The organism is Microcoleus sp. K1-B1 (assembly GCF_036704705.1).
Classification (GTDB): domain Bacteria; phylum Cyanobacteriota; class Cyanobacteriia; order Cyanobacteriales; family Microcoleaceae; genus Microcoleus.
In genome coordinates, this window is the sequence record NZ_JAUBSH010000002.1 from 46,152 (window position 1) to 67,032 (window position 20,881).

The following is a 20,881-nucleotide window of genomic DNA, read 5'->3' on the forward strand; positions in this document are numbered from 1 at the left end:
GAAGGCAGAAGTTAAAAGACTTCTGTGCGTCGTTTCCCCTTAATATCAAATCCGGTAGCATCCGAATTATTCCTCTCTGTATTCTCTCCCTCTGCGTTCTCTGCGCCCTCTGCGGTTAAATCATTCCGATCCAACCGGAAACGATATTATCCATCGCGCAGCAGCCGGCAAGCATACCCACCGACTGCAACGAGCAATAAGCCCAGCGAGGAAATAGCGTATAACAAAGCCATGCCAGCACCGGCACCTGTCCCGATAATTGGGCCAAAAATAGCTGCTAAAAAACCTCCCGGTTGCATGGCGGGTTCAAAAACGCGATCGGCAAGTGGCCCTGCGATCAATAAACCGATCGCTGACGCCAATTGCACGATAACTGCTCTGGTAGCAAAAACGCGCCCCTGTACTTCTGGTGCGACTTTCGCCAGCCAAATCGCCTCGTTGGAACTGCCGAGGATGGGGAAATTGAAAGACGAACAAAATTGAGCGGGAACCCAGATGGAAAGCGCCTGACCGAAAGCAAAGACTATTTTACTCAAGCCCGCGCCTGCCATGCCGAACAGAAAGCCCCGGATTCGGCGTTTGGGGCCGCCCCAAATACTGACGATTGATGCTCCTAAAACGCCGCCTGCGCCGGCGGCGGAAAGGATAGTACCTAGGATTCTGGCATTGTTGCCGGTGCGTGCCAGTATCATCGGTGAGTAGAGGGCCGCGCCGATGTCGTGAGCGAACCAGAATAGCGAAACGGACACAAGCAAGGCAAGCAGGCTGGGACGCTCGACGATGTAGCGGAATCCGAAGCTGAGTTCTTGCAATAGGTGGGGGCGAGTCGGCGGGGAATTGGAGGCGATCGCGGGCTGTGGTATTTTGACAGATACTAGCGTGGCGATCGCGATTGTAAAAGTTGCCAGGTCGATCGTAAAAATCCCGCTCAACCCAATCGCAGAATAGAGAATCCCCGCCAGCGTCGGAGCAATAATACTCGCACCGTAATTTGCCAGAAAACTTAAACTGCTAGCGCGGCTGTAATGCTTTTCTGGCATCATTGTGGCGATCGCTGCTGAGTAAGCTAACTGCTGAATTTGGTCAAAAATTCCGTTAACCGCAGCCGCTACATATATATGCCATAGTTGCAGGTTTTGGCTAATATAAAGTAATAGGATAGCGACCGTTAACAGAGCTGCAACCGCATCGCCGATCGCCATCAAAAATTTTCGATTCCAGCGATCGACGATAATGCCAGCAACCGGAGCGAGCAAGATGCGCGGCAATTGAATAAAAAACATCAACAAACCCAAAGCCGTCGCTTGACTGGTGGACTCCCAAATCCAAATAGTCAGCGCAAACGCGGACATAGCGCTGCCAATCATCGAAGCAGCTTGTCCGAGCCAGAGTTGAATAAATTTTTGCATGAAATAGGCGATTGATAGGATTTAAAATTCACAGGATAGCGGTTTTTAGGCAGTAGAATGACCGAAAGCATTCAGGATACAAGCCCCCGGATTCATTCCTTCGCAGACTCAGGACCCAGAAATAAAAAACGTGTATCCGAGAAACTTGCCCCCCGAATTTATCCGTGGGGTCAATGCTTCAATCTAAAATCTAAAATCTAAAATCTAAAATCGATTGACCCCCGCATAAAACCGCACGCCGCTCTCATTAAAACCAAGGCCATTGCTGGCTAAGTGGAGATAATTCTTCATATTGCTGTCTCGCCTCCTTCCGGTAAAATTTCGCCAAATGCCGCTGCCGCCACATCATTACACCCGTAACAAACAGTACGATCGCTGCTAATCCTGCGATCGCGTGTGCCAGCCGCAAGTAAATTCCGCCATAGCTGCCAATATGTAGCGGATAAAGCGAGTTGAGAATTCGATTTGCTACCGAAGCTGAATTTACGCTGTCAGCCTGCAATATTTCGCCACTGTATTGGTCGAGATAAATGGTGCTAACCCCGTTTGGGTGCGCCTCGTTGGGAAATTTTTTCCGTACTTTAAAAATTGCTTCAGGCTTCAAAGGCAGAGAAATAAAAGTGGTTTTAGCTTCCGGCCAAACGGTATTAACTTGGTGTAATATTTCGTCAATATTTTGCCTTGAACTGCTAGATAGGGGATGAGAAGTCAATGCTGGCTGTGGCTTTTCATTCGTTAGCCAATACAAAGTCGATTCAACCGGCGTGTAAAAAATTATCGCCGTCCCTGTAGCGGATATGAGTATGAGAAAAGCGACCGATACAATGCCAGAAACGTTATGTAAATCAAATACAGTCCGCTGCCAGTGAGCTTTCCAATTAATAGAAAATCCGCGAGCCAAATTTCCCCAACCAGTCCACAATACCAATCCAGTAAAAGTTAGGCATAGCATTACTAGACCGCAAATACCTACAACAAGATGACCTAATTCTCCTCCAGCTAATTCCGCGTGTAACGTAAAAATCAAACCTGTAAAACTTTCTTTCCCAAGGCGCGCACCCGTAATTTTTCCACTGTAAGGATTGACATAAACGCTAACTACTTCTTCACTCTTTGACAGCATTGAAACTTGGCAAACATCCTTCGCTAATCGCGGCAGCAAGATACTAATAGCCTGATTTTGCGGATAAGCTTTTTCGACAATTTGCAGGACATTTTCCAGCGGTATCCGTTCGGCTTGAGGAATGACTTGCAGAAGTTGGGGATTGAAGAACCGCTCGATTTCGGGACTGAAAACCAGCAAGCTACCCGTTAAAGCAATTACTGCTAGAAATATTCCTACCACCAACCCCAAATACAAGTGCAGTTTGAATGCGAGTTTGCGGAACTTCATCTCTAAATTTTTCTCAAAGCCGTTAACTGTTCTCATTCAAGTCCGTTAGTGGGCCCGCGAGTCCGCCAGGGGTTGAAACCCCTGTCTAATAGCTAAAGTCCTCTCAAGAGGACTAATGATACTAAATCCGGGTTACTCACCCCCTTTTTGAACTGGCGAGCTAATTTTTCCCCCTCTCCCCCTCTCCAGCAATAAAGGGGTTTTGAACCCGGATTTGGTATGAGTCCTTCAGTCCTCTTTTAGAGGACTTTAGCTTTGAAGCAGGGGTTTAAACCCCTGCCGGACTGTCGGTTTGACGTTAAATTGACACCAATGGGTTCTTGGAGTGTCCCTACGAGGGATATTGAATCTACTTCATAAACCTGCAATCTGCTGTAATTACCAGTTAAGGCGGTAATTAACACTGAGAGTCAAACCTCTGCCTGCATAATTAGAGCTGTCCGAGCCAAATCCAGCTAAGTATTGCGACAGCACAGGAAAATATTGATTATTCAATAAATTCTCGACTTTGAGTTGTAGCAGCCCTTTTCCCAGTTGAATTGTGCTGATGTAATCCACTGTGAGATAGCTGCTAATCGGGCCGCCATCCGAGCCGTCTTTGAAGGCTTGATCGCGATTTCCAGAATATAATAACTGTAACCGATTGTTCCATCCCTGCAAAGTTTCGTTTTGGAGATAAGCTGTGAGCTTGAGCGGTGGAATTCGGCTGCTATCGATGGCGATGTAACGGTTGTCCTCCTCATATTCGCCATGAATATAAGTAGCAGTACCGCCGATCGACCATGTTCGTCCAGGTTGCCAATCCACAGTCCCTTCTAAGCCGTAAATGCGTTCTGGGGCGCGGATGAGTTCCAGGCGGCCTGTGTTGCCAACGGGTTGAAAACTGACTCCTAGATCCGAGGTATTGTAAAAAGCGGCAAGCGACATTTGCACGGATTGCCACCCTCCTCGAATGCCAATTTCGTAGTTGTTGACTTTTTGCGGTTGAGTTACTTCTAAAGAAGATTCAATTCCGACAAAATTGTCGGGGGGTTGGCGGAGGATGCGGCCGAAATCTGGAACTGAGAAACCTTGAGAAAAGTTGCCAAATATGTTGAAGTTGTCATTAAGTTTATAGACAGCCCCTGTATTAAATAGGGTGGCGTTAAATTTGCGATCGCCTCCTTGGATCTGGCGATCGTTAAAAGTGGTATAATCATTGACGTTTAACCCGACGCGTTCGTGACGTATCCCGCCACTTAGAATGACGATATCGTCAATATTCCATTCCAATTGACCGAAAAAGCCAAGGCTGTCATAAGTGTAAGGAGGAACGAAAGGACGCTCGGAAATTTTCCGGTACACCCGGCCACCACTTGCGTCGAATCTCTCCGGATCGTACAAGTCGAAACGCTGTTTGCTATCTTCAGTAATATAGTCAGAACCCCAAGTTAATCGAAGATTTTCGGCACGGGATAAAGGAGTGGTAATCGCCAGTCTACCTCCTATCTGTTCGCTCTCGGCTCGCGAACGAGTAACACCGACAAACGGCCCAAAGAAATCGGAGGTGCGGTAATCTGAAGGAACACCTACATTGGAATTCGTTCGATAGTAGATTTGGCTTTGAAGGCTGCTGCCAAAAAGGTTTTGGTTGGTGTAACTTAGGTTGAGCTGTGTACTTTTATTTCCCGGTGTTTCCCCGTCAAGATCCAACTCCCCGGTTCGGATGGCGCGGGCTTTTTGCCGTCCTTCCTGGTCGTCAACACTAAAGTCTGGAATCACATCGGGATCTTGGGTTTCCCGATAGTGATTGACAGTTAGTTGCAGCCGCTGTTGGGTGTCCAAATCTACCCCGACTTTGCCCATCACGTTGAAGAGGGTGCTGCTATCTCCGCCGAGTTCAAAATAGGGAATGCGATCGCCTTTGGCATCGTAAAAAGCCCCACTTCTAGAGAGCGAGACAGTGCCGGTCAGATCGACATTGCCCGATCGGCCAGAAACCGTCTGCTGAGCGTTAAAGCTTAGAGCATCATCCGTGTTTGTTAAACCGCTACTGACGCCCACTTCAGTAACAGCACTTAGCCTTTCCTCAGTTGGCCGACGAGTAATAATATTAACCACGCCACCTGTAGCCTGAGCGCCGTAGATTGCTGTAGACCCCCGCACTACTTCAATGCGTTCGATCGCGCTGGGATCGATGTTTCTAAATTCTCTGCCAAACGATTGAAGATTGGTCGTTTGTGGCACGCCGTCAATCAGAACGGAAACGTCCCTACCCCGCAAAGTTTGTCCATAAGTTGTAGTAAGTTGAGTCGGGGGCGCGAAACCGGGAACTTGATTTGCCAGAGCTTCCCCGACATTTCTCGATTGCCCTACCTGCTGCTGAAGTTCTTCTGAGTCTATCACCGTTATAGAGCGCGGCACGTTCGTCACTCTTTCTGCGGTTCGTGTTGCAGTGACGACGATTTCAATCGGGTCTCTCCCCACCTGTGGCGTCCCAGGTGGCTGCGCTGTCGGCGGCAAGGGTTCTCCGGGTGTCCCAGGTGGCTGCGCTGTAGGCGGCAAGGGTTCTCCGGGCGTCCCAGGTGGCTGCGCTGTAGGCGGTAAGGGTTCTCCGGGCGTCCCAGGTGGCTGCGCTGTAGGCGGTAAGGGTTCTCCGGGCGTCCCAGGTGGCTGCGCTGTCGGCGGCAAAGGTTCTGCAGGTATCTCTACCTGCTGCCCTGTGGGTGGCAAGGGTGCTGCAGGTACCCCCGGCCGCTGTGTTGTAGGAGCCGGTGCAGACGGGCGAGCAGTCATCTCCGAGGTGGGTTTTAAGCTGAGAATCAGACCCGCAGCATTAGGAATCACCCGTGCCACTGGTTGACCCCTCTCGCCAATCACTTTGATTCGGATGCTGTTGTTATCTAAAGGAGTAACGGTGACAGAAGCAATTCCGGCAGCAGGCTTGTCTTGACGAAACTCATTTCCCCCCGGTAGTCGCAGTTGAGCGGTGATGGCATCAATTTGTAAAGTTTCGCCAAAGGTGGTGGTGAAGACTTGCAGGGGTCTTCCATCTTCAGTGTCTAGGATGATTTCAATGCCTTCTGACGTGGGGTTGAGGCGAACGCCCGTCACCTGCGCGATGTTGGAAGCGCACGCTGGCCCAGCGACTACCGCCGACACGACTCCTGCCAGCCCAAGGCTGCTTAGTAATTTCTGTGATCTCTTCATTACTCTTTAATCAACAATTAATGGAACTTCGGATATGTGGTTTGCGTTGCTTGCACAACAAAATGTGTGAGTGAGAGCGTTGCTGCTCTTCTCTGGCTCCTAAAACTGACCTGCGGAAGATCTGGCCCTGTTTGTCGGGCGCAGTTCGATCCGATTCTCCCGTCGCTAGTGGCATTTGTCTGGGAACACAGCAGGCGCGTGAGGGCGAAAGCTTCAGTCCGGTGGCGCTCTGGACGATCGACCACGGGTAGCTCTTTCCTCGGTTAAAGGAAGTAGTTCCTGGGCGCTTATTGAGAAAGTGCCTTAATTAGATAACAGAGCACTTGCATCTGTCAAGAGTTAACTAATGAAAACTTATTGCATTTTAAGATAGGGGGTCTCACCCCTCTATCTAGTTGGACACCACTTGCATATTATGGTTGCTTGTCAGGGCTAGACAAACGATCACCTAAAATGCTATGGCAAGAGTTAGAAAAGATTGTCATATAGGCACTGATAGGAGTCAATAAATTCTCTCAACTACTCTTGACAATAAATATCATCTAGCCTACTATGCTAAAAGTCGATAGCCGTAAAGCCCCTGAAGCTGATATCGAAGCTGGCTCAGACTGAAATCGGCCCGGAGCCTGCAGCCGAACAGCCCGATCGACAACAAAACGTGAAAACAAGCGCTAATACCAGGATTGAAGACTCAAACGCGCTGATGGGAGACTCGTAACGCCCAACAACTGTTCACAGAAAGTCTATAGCCTTTATCAGTAACATGAGGTGCTCATAGGGCATCGGGCATCGGGCATCGGGCATCGGGCATCGGACTCGCCCCCATACCTCACCACGCTTGAGAACCGCTATATGTGGAAAGAATTTGGCGGAACTGGTTGGCGTACTGCAAACAAGATTTATTTAGGTAAAAAGAATCGATGAGTGACGCAAGCATTAAGGGAAACCAACTCACCGAAAGTTGTACCAATTTAGTAGAACTCCTACAAAACAGAGCGCTACACCAACCAGAGCAGAAATATACATTTCTGTTAGACGGAAAAACTGAAACCGCCAGTTTGACTTATCGAGAGTTAGACGCGATCGCCCGATCGCACGCCGCGCGACTTCAGACATTGGGAGTCACTGGCGAACGAGCCTTACTGCTTTTCCCGCCAGGATTGGACTATCTCGCCGCCTTTTTCGGATGCTTGTACGCCAAAGTGATCGCGGTTCCCCTCTATCCACCGAAGCTGAAACGGAATTTAGCGAAAATTAGTGCGATCGCCAAAGATGCAAGAGCAACAATTGCGATCGCTCCCGCGCGACACCTGGAAAATTTAGAGCAGCTATGCGAGCAAGCACCGGAACTCAAAGCGATGCACTGGCTGAGTGCAGAAGCGCTTGCCGATGACGCCCAAAAGTGGCAGCAGCCACCCATCCATCCCGACGAAGTGGCTTATCTTCAGTACACCTCCGGCTCAACCTCCACCCCCAAAGGCGTAATGGTGAGCCACGCAAACGTTTTGTACAACATCGAATACATTCACCGAGGCTTTGATCACGATGCCGAAAGCGTTGCAGTAACGTGGCTTCCCCCCTTTCACGACATGGGGTTAATTGACGGATTGCTCAAACCTTTGTATCTGGGAATTCCCTCTTACTTCATGCCACCAGCGGCGTTTATTCAAAACCCGATGTGCTGGTTGGAAGCGATTTCGCGCTACAAAGCCACCCACAGCGGCGGGCCAAATTTTGCTTACGACTTGTGTGCTAGCAAAATAAGCAAAATTTTGGGCGATGGCCAAAAAATGCTCGACTTGAGTAGTTGGCGCGTGGCCTATAACGGCGCAGAACCCATCCACAAAGAAACCCTAGAAAGATTTACCAAAGCTTTTGAGCCCTGGGGTTTTCACGCGGATGCCTTTTGTCCTGCTTACGGAATGGCAGAAACTACGCTAAAAATTGCCACGGTTCGCAGCGGGACAACACCGACTTTCTTACCTGTTGATGCTGGGGCTCTGGAAAATAATCACATTGTAGAAGTTGTCGAAGGCGATGGTGGCGCGAGAACTTTAGTCGGCTGCGGTTTCCCTGAATTTGGCACTAAAGTTGCGATCGTCAATCCCGAATCTCTGACGCAATGCCAGCCGCAGGAAGTCGGAGAAATTTGGGTAGCTGGCCTCACAGTGGCCCGAGGCTATTGGAACCGCCCAGAAGAGACAGAAAAAACCTTCCAAGCATATCTTTCAGATACGGGCGAAGGGCCATTTTTGCGAACAGGAGATTTGGGCTTTTTACGAGACGGAGAACTGTTTATTACAGGGCGACTCAAAGATTTGATTATCATCCGAGGTCGCAATCTTTACCCCCAAGATATAGAAAGAACAGCAGAGCGCAGCCATCCCAGTTTGCGGCTAGGGGCGATCGCGGCATTCTCGGTGGAAGTCGCAGGCGAAGAACAGCTCGTTATCGTCCAAGAATTACAATCTCGCAAAGCGCCGGATAATGCCGAGGAAATTATCAGCGCCATCCGTTCCAGCATTGCTCAAGAATATGAAGTGCAAGTTTATGGAGTAGTGCTGATTAAGCCCGGAAGCATTCCCAAAACCACCAGCGGTAAAATTCAACGTCGCGCCGCCTATGCTGACTTTCTAGCTGACAATTTGGAAGTTGTCGCCAGTAGCGTTTTAGAGTTAGCTGATTCGGTTAAAATAGACAATCAGCTCACGCGAGAGATTCTGCTGAAAGCCGAGTTAGAAGAACGGCAGCCGCTGCTTGAAGCTTATCTTTGGCAGCAGGTAAACCGCCGGGTAATGAATGCCCCGGCTAATAGCCCAAGTCGGCTAAAACTGATATCTTGCACCATTGTCAAGAACGGGCAAGATGCCCGTTCCACAAAGAATGAGTTTTCTTGTGGAACAGGCAAGATGCCTGTTCCTAAAAAAGTAATTGAGAATGGTGCAAGATGTGAGCTAAAACTGATATCTTGCACCATTGTCAAGAACGGGCAAGATGCCCGTTCCACAAAGAATGAGTTTTCTTGTGGAACAGGCATCTTGCCTGTTCCTAAACAAGTAATTGAGAATGGTGCAAGATGTGAGTTAAAGCCGACTGAAGACGAATCTTCAATCCACTTCAGTGCCAGGGGGAAAACGCAAAATATTATCGATCGACCACTCAGTAGCTTTGGACTAGATTCTTTAAGAATTTTTGAGTTAAAAAATCAAATAGAGAGTGACTTGGGCGTTACTGTATCGGTTGCCGATTTGTTTGAGGATAGGAGCATTGCTCGACTGGCAGTGCAAATTCTAGAGCAACTGACAGGAAATACCCAAGCAGTCGTCCCAAGGCCAGTTTCTCGCCTACAAAACATCCCTCTGTCTTTTGCTCAAGAGCGCTTATGGTTCTTTGACCAATTGGAACCAGGAAACCCTTTCTATAACCTCTGCGGTGCAATTCGGATTACAGGACAACTCAATGCAGAAACACTCAGGCAAAGTATTGAGAAAATTATCGAGCGACACGAGATTTTAAGAACTGCGTTTGCTGGTGGGGATAAAGAACAGATACAAGTTATTTTCGATGCGAAAACTTTCCCACTACCGCTGATAGATTTGAGCCATCTCCCCCCTGCAGAACGCGAGAAAGAAGCGCAAAAACTGTCGGCGGAAGAAGCCGACTTGCCCTTTGATTTAACTCAACCCAATCTGCTCCGTGCCAAATTTCTACGTTTATCTGAAACAGAACATACCCTGCTTTTATCCGCCCACCATATCATTTTCGATGGTTGGTCTTTGGGCGTGTTTTTACGGGAAATAGCGGCATTTTATCAAGGATTTACTAATAAGAATTTAGCCTCGCTTCCCCCGCTGCCAATTCAGTATGCAGACTTTGCAACTTGGCAGCGCCAACAAATGCAGGGAGAAATATTAGAAACTCAACTTACTTACTGGAAGCAGCAGTTAAGTGGCAGCGCAGCGGTTCTAAATTTACCAACAGACTTTTCTCGTCCCGCTGTTCAAAGTTACAAGGGAGGTCGGCAATTATTTGAATTACCAGAACACTTAACCGAGGCAATTAGGCAATTGAGTTGCCGCGAAAAAACTACTCCCTTTATGACATTGCTGGCAGCATTCAATACACTGCTTTACCGCTACACGGGCCAAGAAGATATCCTCGTCGGTTCACCAATTGCCAGCCGCAACAGCAGGGAAACCGAATCATTAATTGGATTTTTTGTCAATACTTTAGTCCTGCGATCTGACTTAAATGGAAATCCAACTTTTCGAGAGTTGCTGAATCGAGTGCGAGAAGTTGCATTAGGTGCTTACGCGCATCAAGATGTACCGTTTGAGAAGTTGGTAGAAGAATTGCAGCCGAATCGAGATTTAAGTCACTCGCCTTTATTTCAGGTGATGTTTGCCTTTCAAAATGCCTCCGAATTCGCCTTAGAATTGCCTGGTTTAAGACTGAACTGCCAACAGATTCACAGCAGGACAGCAAATTTCGATTTAACCCTGGAATTAGAAGCGACAGCAACAGGTATTAGAGGGTGGTTTGAATACAGCTTAGACTTGTTTGAATCTGCTACAATCGCGCGAATGGCGAGGCACTTTCAGAACTTATTAGAAGGCATCGTTGCCAATTCTTCCGCACGACTGTCAGATTTGCCCATGCTTGCAGAAGCAGAACGCCAGCAACTTCTATTTGAGTGGAATAATACTGGGGTAAATTACTCCCAATGTGAGTGTGTTCACCGTTTGTTTGAAGCGCAAGTGGCGAAAACACCTGATGCTGTTGCGGTGCGGTTTGAATGCCAAAGTTTGACTTATCGAGAACTCAACGATCGCGCGAATCAACTTGCCCATTACTTGCACTCTTTCGGCGTGAAGCCAGATGCCATAGTCGGCGTTTATATGGAGCGATCGCTCGATGCGATAGTCGGAATTTTAGGCGTATTAAAAGCAGGCGGCGCTTATTTGCCCCTCGACCCCATCTATGCTAAAGAACGCCTCGCATTCATGTTAGAAGACGCTGGAGTTAGGGTATTGCTAACGCAAGCAGAATTAAAAGCAGAAACCCCAGCCCAAAATAATATTTCTGTCATTTGCTTGGATGCAGAATGGCAGACGATCGCTCAACAAGATAAGTCAAATCCTGAGAGCCCCGTTGGGCCAGAAAACCTAGCTTATATCATATATACATCCGGGTCTACCGGCAAGCCAAAAGGAGTGATGGTGCAGCATCAATCTTTGGCGAATTATACGCAGGCTGCAAGTGTCGAATATGGCATCGAACCAGGCGATCGCATTCTCCAATTCGCTTCCCTCAGCTTCGACGCCAGCGCCGAAGAAATCTATCCCTGTTTAACGCGAGGCGCAACATTGGTACTGCGCGGAAATTCCATGTTAGACAGCATTTCTTCCTTCCTGCAAAAATGCCGGGAATGGCAAATCACCGTCTTAGATTTACCAACCGCTTACTGGCGCGAATTAACTGCCAGACTCAGCGCCGAAAAAGCAGAATTTCCCCCGTCAGTGCGCTTGACAATTATTGGCGGAGAAACCGCACTTTCAGCATCCCTGAATCAGTGGCAAAAGTGCGTTTCAGAAAAAGTACGACTTGTCAATACTTACGGCCCCACAGAAACAACAATTGTCGCCACGTGGTGCGACTCTCTCCCCTCTTCCTCCTCTTCTTCTCTCCCCTCTGCGCCCTCTGCGCCCTCTGCGGTTAAAAACTCCCCAAAAACCTTGCCGATTGGTCGTCCAATTCCAAATGCCCGCACCTATGTACTCGATGCTAACTTGCAACCCGTTCCGATCGGAGTTCCCGGCGAACTTTATATCGGAGGTGCGGGGGTTGCCAGAGGATATATCAACCGTTCGGATCTGAATCGAGACAAATTTATTCCCGATCTTTTTAGCAACGTGCAAGGCGATCGCCTTTACAAAACAGGCGATTTAGTCCGCTATCTCCCCGATGGGAATTTAGAATTTCTCGATCGCACCGATCGCCAAGTGAAAATTCGCGGTTTCCGCATTGAGTTGGGAGAAATTGAATCCGCACTCAGCCAACATCCAGACGTGCAAGAAGCAGTAATTCTCGCGCGTGAGGAAGATTCAGGCGGAAAGCGTTTAGTCGCCTACCTCGTTTTAAACTCAGCACTCAGCATTGGGAACTCTGCACTGATTAAAAATCTGCGTTCTTTTCTCCGGGAACAACTGCCAGATTATATGGTTCCTACTAGCTTTGTGTGTTTGGAATCGATGCCATTAACGCCAAACTGCAAGGTAGATTTCAAAGCTTTTGCCGCGCCGGAAACCAACAGTTCAGAGGCAGATTTTATCGCTCCTGAAACTTTAGAAGAACAAGTATTAGCGGAGATTTGGGCTGAGATTCTCGGCTTAAAACAAGTGGGAATTAATGACAATTTCTTTGAGTTGGGAGGTCACTCTTTGCTAGCAACTCAACTGATTGCCAAGGTGCGCGATCGCTTTCAAGTCGAGCTATCGCTGCGCTGTCTGTTTCAATCCCCCACAGTCGCTAGTCTAGCAGCGACGAGCGCACAAGCTAAGAGCCAGCAGTCGCCCGAACCCCTGATTTCACTGCCCGCGATCGCCCCCGATCCTCAAAATCGCTACCAACCATTTCCGCTCAATGAAATGCAACAAGCCTATTGGATCGGGAGAAATAGCTTCTTTGAAATGGGCAATGTTGCCATTCACGGCTATGTAGAAATTGAGAGCGACGAGTTAGATTTAGAGCGGTTTAGCCTCGCGTGGCAGCGAGTTGTAGAGCGTCACGATATGCTGCGGGCGATCGTACTTCCGAATGGACAGCAGCAAATTCTGGAAAACGTACCCGCTTATAAAATTGAGGTTTTGGATTTGCGATCGCTCGCTCCAGAGGTTGCCGGCGAACAACTCGAAGCAATTCGCGATCGCCTTTCCCACCAAGTGCTGCCGCTCGATCGCTGGCCGCTGTTCGAGATTTGCGCTTCGCAAATAAGCGATCGCCGCATCCGCCTCCACATCAGCATTGACGCCTTGTGCATAGACGGCTGGAGTTTTCAAATCTTGTTTGGCGATTTGGTAAAGTTTTACCGCAATCCCCATACTGCGATCGCGCCCTTGCAACTATCTTTCCGTGATTGCGTATTAGCTGCGATCGCCTTAGAAAACTCCCCATTTTACCAGCAATCCTTAGATTACTGGCGAACTCGCCTCAAAACCCTGCCACCAGCGCCGGAATTGCCCCTCGCCAAACAGCCGAATTCCTTAACGCAGCCGCGATTTAAACGCTGGAGCGATCGCTTAGACTTGCAAACCTGGCAGCGCCTCAAAACGCGCACAGCTCGCGCCAGCCTCACTCCTACGGGTTTATTGCTGGCAGCCTATGCGGAGGTTCTGTCTCTGTGGAGCAAAACGCCTCGGTTTACCCTCAACGTGCCGCGCTTTAATCGGTTGCCTTTGCATTCTCAAGTTGAGGAAATTATCGGAGAATTTGCCTCATTTACTCTGCTAGAAATAGATAACTCCAAGCGAGAGAGTTTTGAAGTACGAGCCAAGCGATTGCAAGAACAGCTTTGGCAAGATTTAGAACACCAATATGTCAGCGGGGTGCGCGTTTTGCGAGAACTCGCTCAAGCGCAAGGTACAACCGCAGCGTTGATGCCGGTCGTGTTTACGATCGATCCGCAAAACGCGCCTGGGGAAGATTCCTCTATCTTTTCTCTCATTCAAGAATTGGGAGAACTGGTTCACATTATCGGTCAAACTCCGCAAGTTTGGATCGACGCGCAATTTACCGAAACCTCTCAGGGGCTGTCTTTTAGCTGGGATGCAGTGGAAGAACTTTTCCCGCCAGGGATGATTGACGATATGTTTGATGCCTATTGCCGCCTATTGCAAAGCCTCGCCAATGAAGAGGAAACTTGGCATAAAACGGTGCAGTTTCAGCAAGCCTTTACTAACACCATTGAGGCACCGATTCCCGATGGATTGCTGCACGAATTGTTTGCTGAGAAAGTCGCCTCGCGATCGCAGGAACCAGCCGTCATTACGCGCGATCGTACCCTCACCTACGAGGAACTATACCGGCGATCGAATCAAGTCGCTCACCGATTGCGGAAGCTGGGATCTCGCCCTAACCAGTTGGTTGCCGTCGTCATGGAGAAAGGGTGGGAGCAAATCGTCGCTGTCCTGGGAATTCTAGCCTCTGGAGCCGCTTATTTGCCCGTAGATGCGGCGCTGCCAAAAGAGCGGATTTGGTATTTGCTGGAAAATGGCGAAGTTGAGATTGTTTTGACACAATCTCAGTTAAATCAACGCTTGGAATGGCCGGAAAATGTGCGGCGAATTTGTCTTGATACTGAGGAATTAGCAACAGAAAGCGGCGAAGCTTTGGAGTCAGTGCAGGAAGCGGAAGATTTAGCGTATGTGATTTATACTTCCGGCTCAACTGGCTTGCCGAAAGGCGTGGCGATCGCGCACCGCGGTGCAGTCAATGCGATCGCTCAGACCAATCAAGTATTTAATGTGGGCGAGTGCGATCGCGCGATCGCAGTCACCGCACTGCACCACGATATGTCGGTTTATGATATCTTCGGCATCCTAGCAGCCGGGGGAGCGATCGTCATTCCAGATGCCGCACAACGGCTAGACCCCGCTCACTGGACTCAATTAATGGTAAAAGAGCGCGTCACCATTTGGAACTCGGTTCCGCCGATGATGGAAATGCTGCTCGATTACGCTGCCGGACGTTCTGAAGTGTTGCCAGAGTGCTTGCGCTGGGCGTTTCTCGGCGGAGACTGGATTCCAGTAACGCTGCCCCAGAGGTTAAGGGCGATCGTCAAAGAATGTCGCGTTGTCAGCGTCGGCGGGCCAACTGAAACCACTCTCTGGAACATCTGGTATCCGGTAGAAACTGTTGACCCTTCTTGGAAAAGCATTCCCTACGGCAAGGCGATCGCCAATACACGCTATTACATTTTGAATGAAAGGCTCGAAGACTGTCCCGTCTGGGTTGCCGGCGAGATGTGCTGTGCCGGGGTTGGACTGACAAAAGGATACTGGCGGAATGAAGAAAAAACTCGCGCCAGTTGCCTCACGCACCCCGTCACGGGCGATCGCTTGTACCGAACGGGAGATTTAGGGCGCTTCCTCCCTGACGGCAATATCGAATTTTTAGGACGAGAAGATTTCCGCCTTAAAATTCGAGGATTCCGCATCGAAGCCGGAGAAATTGAAGCTGCTTTGAACGAGCACCCAGCAGTCAAAGCATCCATTGTCACCGCATTCGGAGAAAATCACAGTCAAAAGCGCTTAGTAGCATATATCGTTCCCCAACAAAACGCTGCCCCTGCGGTTGAAGAATTGCGACAATTTCTGAGTGAAAAACTGCCAGATTATATGGTGCCGTCTGCATTTATAATTCTGGACGCGCTGCCGCTTTCGGCGAACGGCAAAGTTAACCGCAAGGCTCTGCCTGAACCGGATGCCGCAATTCCAGAAGCAAAGATTTTTGTCGCACCGCGCACCCCTATTGAGGCAATGTTAGCGAGAATTTGCTGTGAGGTTCTCGGCATCGAACAGTTAAGCATTACCGATAACTTTTTTGAACTAGGAGGAAATTCGCTGCTGGCAATTCAATTAGCAGCAAAGGTACGAGAATCTTGTCAGATAGAATTGCCTTTGTGCGATATTTTTGCCGGACGATCGCTCGCTGTACTTGCAGAAAAGATTTCTGAAGCCAAAAACAAAAATGCGGCCGTTGAAGAACCCGCGATCGCGCCTGTTTCGCGATCGGCGTACCGCAGGTCACTCTCATCTTTGCAATAAGTGATGAGTCGCGGGCGATCGGCCGATCGCCCATAAGTAATCCCCAATTATCGGCTGCAATCCTCTATAGCAATCCTAAATGATTATACTCGTTACCAGGCTCTTCCTGGTAACGCAGATCCGGAGGCTCTGCCTCCATTGTCGCAGCCGAGGCAGAGCCTCTGGACATCGGTTCCCAGGCAGAGCTTGGGAACCAGTTATTGAAACTGATTTAGGATTGCTATATTCCCAATTGCCAATTCCCAATTATCAGTTACCAATCCCATGACCGAGAATTTCTTGATGGTACAAGCCCCCTGATTTATCCGTGGAATCAATCCAAAATCTAAAATCTAAAATCCTCAAGAAAGAGACTCGATCCGTGGGGTCAATCCAAAATCTAAAATCTAAAATCTAAAATCTAAAATCCCATGACGGTGCATTTTTCCGAAAAAACTCTAACAGATACTCACGACTCAGCAAATACTGCGGAAGAAGAAGTATTTGCATTTCCCACCTCTTTTGCCCAGCAAAGACTGTGGTTTATTGACCAAATTGAACCGGGAAACCCTTTTTACAACCTGCCGGCGGCTGTGTTACTAAAAGGCAGGCTAAATGTAGTAGTGCTAGAACGAAGTTTCAAGGAAATTGTGCGCCGTCACGAAGCTTTACGGACGACATTTGCCACTGTAGACGGTCAACCCGTGCAGGTGGTTGGTGAGAAATTTAATTTCGGGCTGGAAGTTTTAGACCTGCAACAATTGGCGGAAACTGAGCGAGAAGAAAAAGTAAAACAACTGGCTGCAGAAGAAGCTAGCAAACCTTTTGAACTAACCAAAGGGTCGCTGTTGCGAGCTATTTTGCTACAGTTAGATGCTGAGGAATATGTCTTGCTGCTGACGCTACACCACATTATTTTTGATGGCTGGTCAATCGGAGTTTTTCTGCAAGAATTAGCAGCACTTTACGAAGCGTTTTTGATTGGCAAACCATCCCCACTTCCCGAACTTTCCATCCAGTACGCCGATTTTGCTATTTGGCAGCGGGAATGGCTTGCGGGCGATCGCCTGCAAACTCAACTTAACTACTGGAAAAAGCAGCTCAGTGGCGCTCCCCCCTTGCTGGAATTGCCAGCCGATCGCCCCCGTCCCCCGGTGCAAACCTATCGGGGCGCGAAAGAATCATTCCTCATCCCCAGAACGCTATCGGAAGCCCTCAAAAAGCTCAGCCGCCAGGAAAATGCCACCCTGTTTATGACGCTGCTAGCAGCCTTTAAAACGTTGCTCTATCGCTATACAGGACAGGCAGATATCCCCGTTGGCTCTCCGATCGCCAACCGCAACCGAGCGGAAATTCAAGGGCTAATCGGGTTTTTTGTCAATACTTTGGTATTGCGAACTGATTTGTCAGGCGATCTCACTTTTCGGCAGTTGCTCGCTCGCATTCGGGAGGTGAGTTTAGAAGCTTACGCTCACCAGGATTTGCCGTTTGAGAAACTGGTTGAAGAGTTGCAACCCGATCGAAATTTGAGCTACAATCCACTGTTCCAAGTTGCTTTTGTTTTGCAAACTCCACCTGTTGCTGCGGAATCAATAGCCGGACTCAATCTCACTCTTTTAGATGTTGAAAATCAGACAGCAAAAGTTGACTTAACGCTGTATTTAGAAGAAAAGCAGGAAGAAATTAGCGGTCAGTTTGAATACAGTACGGATTTATTTGATGCGGTCACTATTAGGCGGATGGCGGGACATTTTCTCACCTTGCTGGAGGGCATAGCTGCCAACCCAGATCGGCGGATTGAAGAGTTGCCGTTGCTGGGAAAAAAAGAGCGGCATCAGTTATTAGTAGAGTGGAATGACACCCGCGCCGATTATCCGAGCGATCGCTGCATTCATCAATTATTTGAAGCGCAGGTCGAGCGAACTCCCGATGCCATTGCAGTCGTATTTGAAGACAAACAACTCACATACCGCGAGCTGAATGAACGAGCCAACCAACTCGCGCATTACCTCCAAAAACTCGGCGTCAAGCCAGAAGTTTTGGTGGGAATTTGTGTCGAGCGATCGCTTGAGATGGCGATCGGCATTCTCGGTACTCTCAAAGCTGGGGGCGCTTATGTTCCGCTCGATCCAGGCTATCCCCCAGAGCGATTGGCTTTCATGTTAAAAGACGTTCAAACGCCTGTGCTGCTCACACAAAACCATCTGGTAGAAAAGCTGCCCTTCGCGGGAACGAGCGCGATTTGTCTGGATGCCGATTGGCAAGCCATCGCTCGACAAAGCGAAGAAAATCTCACCGTCGCAGTTACTGCTGAAAACCTAGCTTACGTCATCTATACGTCAGGATCGACTGGAAAGCCAAAGGGAGCTGCTAATACTCATAGAGGCATTTGCAATCGCTTGTTGTGGATGCAGGATGCCTACGAATTAACTGCAAGCGATCGTGTTTTGCAGAAAACACCCTTTAGCTTCGACGTATCAGTATGGGAATTATTCTGGCCGTTGCTGACAGGAGCGCGTCTAATCATAGCTCGACCAGAAGGCCATCGCGAGGGTTTTTATTTAGTGGAACTCATTGCTGAGCAGCAAATTACCACACTCCATTTCGTTCCCTCAATGCTGCAACTGTTCCTCGAAGAACCTGGACTCGATTGTTGTCACAGCATCAAGCGCGTCATCACCAGTGGCGAAGCGCTATCCTTTGAACTTCAGGAGCGCTTTTTTAACCGTTTGAATGCTGAATTGCACAATCTTTATGGCCCCACGGAAGCGGCTGTAGACGTAAGTTTTTGGGCTTGTACGCGCCAGCGCTATCCTGGAATTGTCCCCATCGGTCGCCCCATAGCCAACACGCAGCTTTACATCTTAGATCGCTATTTGCAACCTTTGCCAATTGGAGTGCCGGGGGAACTGCATATCGGTGGCGCAGGATTGGCTAGAGGCTATCTGAATCGTCCCGAATTAACGGCCCAGAAATTTATTCCAAATCCTTTTAGCAACTCACCCGACGCACGCCTTTACAAAACTGGCGACTTGGCGCGTTATTTGCCAGATGGAAATATCGAATACCTGGGGCGAATTGATAGCCAAGTGAAAATCCGGGGCTATCGCATCGAATTGGGAGAAATTGAGGAAACCCTGAGACAGCACTCCGCCGTGCGGGATGCTGTGGCGATCGCCCGCGATGACGGTTCGGGCAACAAGCGCTTAGTCGCTTATGTAGTGCTTAACCAAGACAAACTTCCAAGCATCAGCAACCTGCGCGGCTACCTGCAAGAAAAGCTGCCGGAATACATGGTGCCTGCTGCCTTCGTGATGCTAGAATCGCTGCCTCTAACTCCCAACGGCAAAGTCGATCGCCAAGCACTACCTGCACCCGATCGCGATCGCCCAGAACTCGAAGAGGCATTCGCCGCGCCTCGCACTGCTATTGAGAAAATTTTGGCAGAAATTTGGGCGCAAGTATTGGGGTTAGAACAAGTGGGAATTGACGACAATTTCTTTGAATTGGGCGGCGATTCTATCCTCAGCATTCAAGTCATTTCTAAAGCCAATCAAGCGGGGTTGCAGCTCACTCCAAAACAACTGTTTCAACACCAAACCATTGCACAGTTAGCCACCGTCGCCGATACAGCTCAAACCCAACAATCGGACCAGGGATTAATCACTGGCGAAGTTCCTCTGACACCGATTCAGCACTGGTTTTTTGAACAAAATCTCTCCGATCCGCACCACTGGAATCAGGCGGTGCTTTTAGAGCTGCAGCAACCTCTCGAACCTGCATTAATTGAGTCAGTTTTGCAAGAATTGCTGAAGCACCACGACGCGCTACGCCTGCGTTTTGTGCAAGGAGAATCTGGCTGGCTGCAGAATCTCGCCAATCCCGACGAGGTTGCTCCGTTTACCTGCATTGATTTGTCGTCGCTACCTCCAGAGGAACGAGAAGCCGCTTTCCAAACCGCCGCCACTCAGTTGCAAGTTAGTTTGAATTTGTCAGAGGGGCCATTACTTCGCGCTGCCCTATTTGACTTGGGCAAACATCAGCCAAATCGTTTGTTATTGGTCATTCATCACTTAGCGGTTGATGGGGTTTCGTGGCGAATTTTAATTGAGGATTTCCAGACAGCTTACGGGCAGATTAGCTGCGGCGAAACAGTCGCACTGCCGCCCAAAACAACCTCATTTAAGCAGTGGGCAGAACGCTTGCATGAGTGGGCGCGATCGCCCGAATTGCAGGGAGAGTTCGATTACTGGTTCGCCCTTTCTCACCAACCAACTTCTCGCTTGCCGGTGGATTTCCCAAACGCAGCCAATTTAGTTGCATCTGAAAAGACAGTATCCGTTGCTTTGAGTGTTGAAGAAACAAAACTGCTCCTGCAAGAAGTACCTGCCGCTTACCGCACTCAAATTAATGATGTATTGCTAACTGCTTTAGGTCAAGCATTTGAACGCTGGACAGGCAATAACTCACTGTTAGTTGACTTAGAAGGTCACGGGCGCGAAGATCTATTTGAAGGAGTAGATTTGTCGCGCACAATCGGCTGGTTCACAGCAGTTTTCCCCGTCCTGTTAAATTTAGAAAAACCTTCCGATCTAGGGGATGCCATCAAATCAGTGAAAGAGCAATTACGCGCAGTGCCAAATCGCGGTGTTGGCTTCGGTATTCAACGATATTTAAACCCAGAAACTGCTAAAACTTTGCACAAGTTGCCGCACGCTGAGGTAAGCTTTAACTATCTCGGACAGTTTGACCAAGTGCTGCCGAAATCTTCTTTGTTGATGCTGTCCTCCGAGCCTAGTGGATCCATCCGCAGCCCGCGCGGAAATCGGTGTTACCTCCTAGAAATTAACGGATTTATTGCCAGCAACAAGCTGCAATTAGATTGGACGTACAGCGAAAGCATTCACCGACGAGAAAGCATTGAAAATTTGGCAACGGGCTTTATAGAATCGCTGCGATCGCTAATTCAATACTGTCAGTCCCCCGACGCCGGCGGCTGCACTCCTTCTGACTTTGCAGAGTTTAAATGGAGCCAGTGGAGCCAGGACGATTTAGACAAAATTACCGCAATTTTGGGAGAGCTTTAA

5 protein-coding genes are annotated in these 20,881 nt (G+C 48.9%); 2 read left to right on the forward strand and 3 right to left on the reverse strand.

Translation table 11 applies throughout. From position 1 onward, the window contains the following. Positions 1-146 precede the first annotated feature (146 nt). From QUA83_RS00880 to QUA83_RS00890, 3 genes are all read right to left on the reverse strand, one after another. Complete coding sequence (locus QUA83_RS00880) at positions 147-1,409, reverse strand: MFS transporter (protein WP_333290913.1); 1,263 nt, start codon at positions 1,407-1,409, stop codon at positions 147-149. A 247-nt stretch (positions 1,410-1,656) separates the two neighbouring features. Further along, positions 1,657-2,838, reverse strand: a complete 1,182-nt coding sequence (locus QUA83_RS00885; RefSeq protein WP_333290914.1) for a PepSY-associated TM helix domain-containing protein — start codon at positions 2,836-2,838, stop codon at positions 1,657-1,659. A 342-nt stretch (positions 2,839-3,180) separates the two neighbouring features. Further along, positions 3,181-5,991, reverse strand: coding sequence for a TonB-dependent receptor domain-containing protein (locus tag QUA83_RS00890; protein WP_333290915.1), 2,811 nt, complete (start codon positions 5,989-5,991; stop codon positions 3,181-3,183). Positions 5,992-6,911: 920 nt separating this feature from the next. Here QUA83_RS00890 and QUA83_RS00895 point away from each other — a divergent pair. Both QUA83_RS00895 and QUA83_RS00900 read left to right on the forward strand, forming a co-directional pair. Further along, positions 6,912-15,815 carry an amino acid adenylation domain-containing protein gene (locus tag QUA83_RS00895; protein ID WP_333290916.1) on the forward strand — a complete coding sequence of 2,968 codons (8,904 nt, stop codon included), beginning with the start codon at positions 6,912-6,914 and terminating at the stop codon, positions 15,813-15,815. 410 nt (positions 15,816-16,225) lie between these two features. Continuing rightward, on the forward strand, positions 16,226-20,881 hold the full coding sequence (locus QUA83_RS00900; RefSeq protein WP_333290917.1) for an amino acid adenylation domain-containing protein: 4,656 nt from the start codon (positions 16,226-16,228) through the stop codon (positions 20,879-20,881).

Coding starts and splice junctions, on each gene's coding strand:
- QUA83_RS00880 (WP_333290913.1), bottom strand. CDS start 1,409: ATGCAAAAATTTATTCAACTCTGGCTCGGACAAGCTGCTTCGATGATT.
- QUA83_RS00885 (WP_333290914.1), bottom strand. CDS start 2,838: ATGAGAACAGTTAACGGCTTTGAGAAAAATTTAGAGATGAAGTTCCGC.
- QUA83_RS00890 (WP_333290915.1), bottom strand. CDS start 5,991: ATGAAGAGATCACAGAAATTACTAAGCAGCCTTGGGCTGGCAGGAGTC.
- QUA83_RS00895 (WP_333290916.1), top strand. CDS start 6,912: ATGAGTGACGCAAGCATTAAGGGAAACCAACTCACCGAAAGTTGTACC.
- QUA83_RS00900 (WP_333290917.1), top strand. CDS start 16,226: ATGACGGTGCATTTTTCCGAAAAAACTCTAACAGATACTCACGACTCA.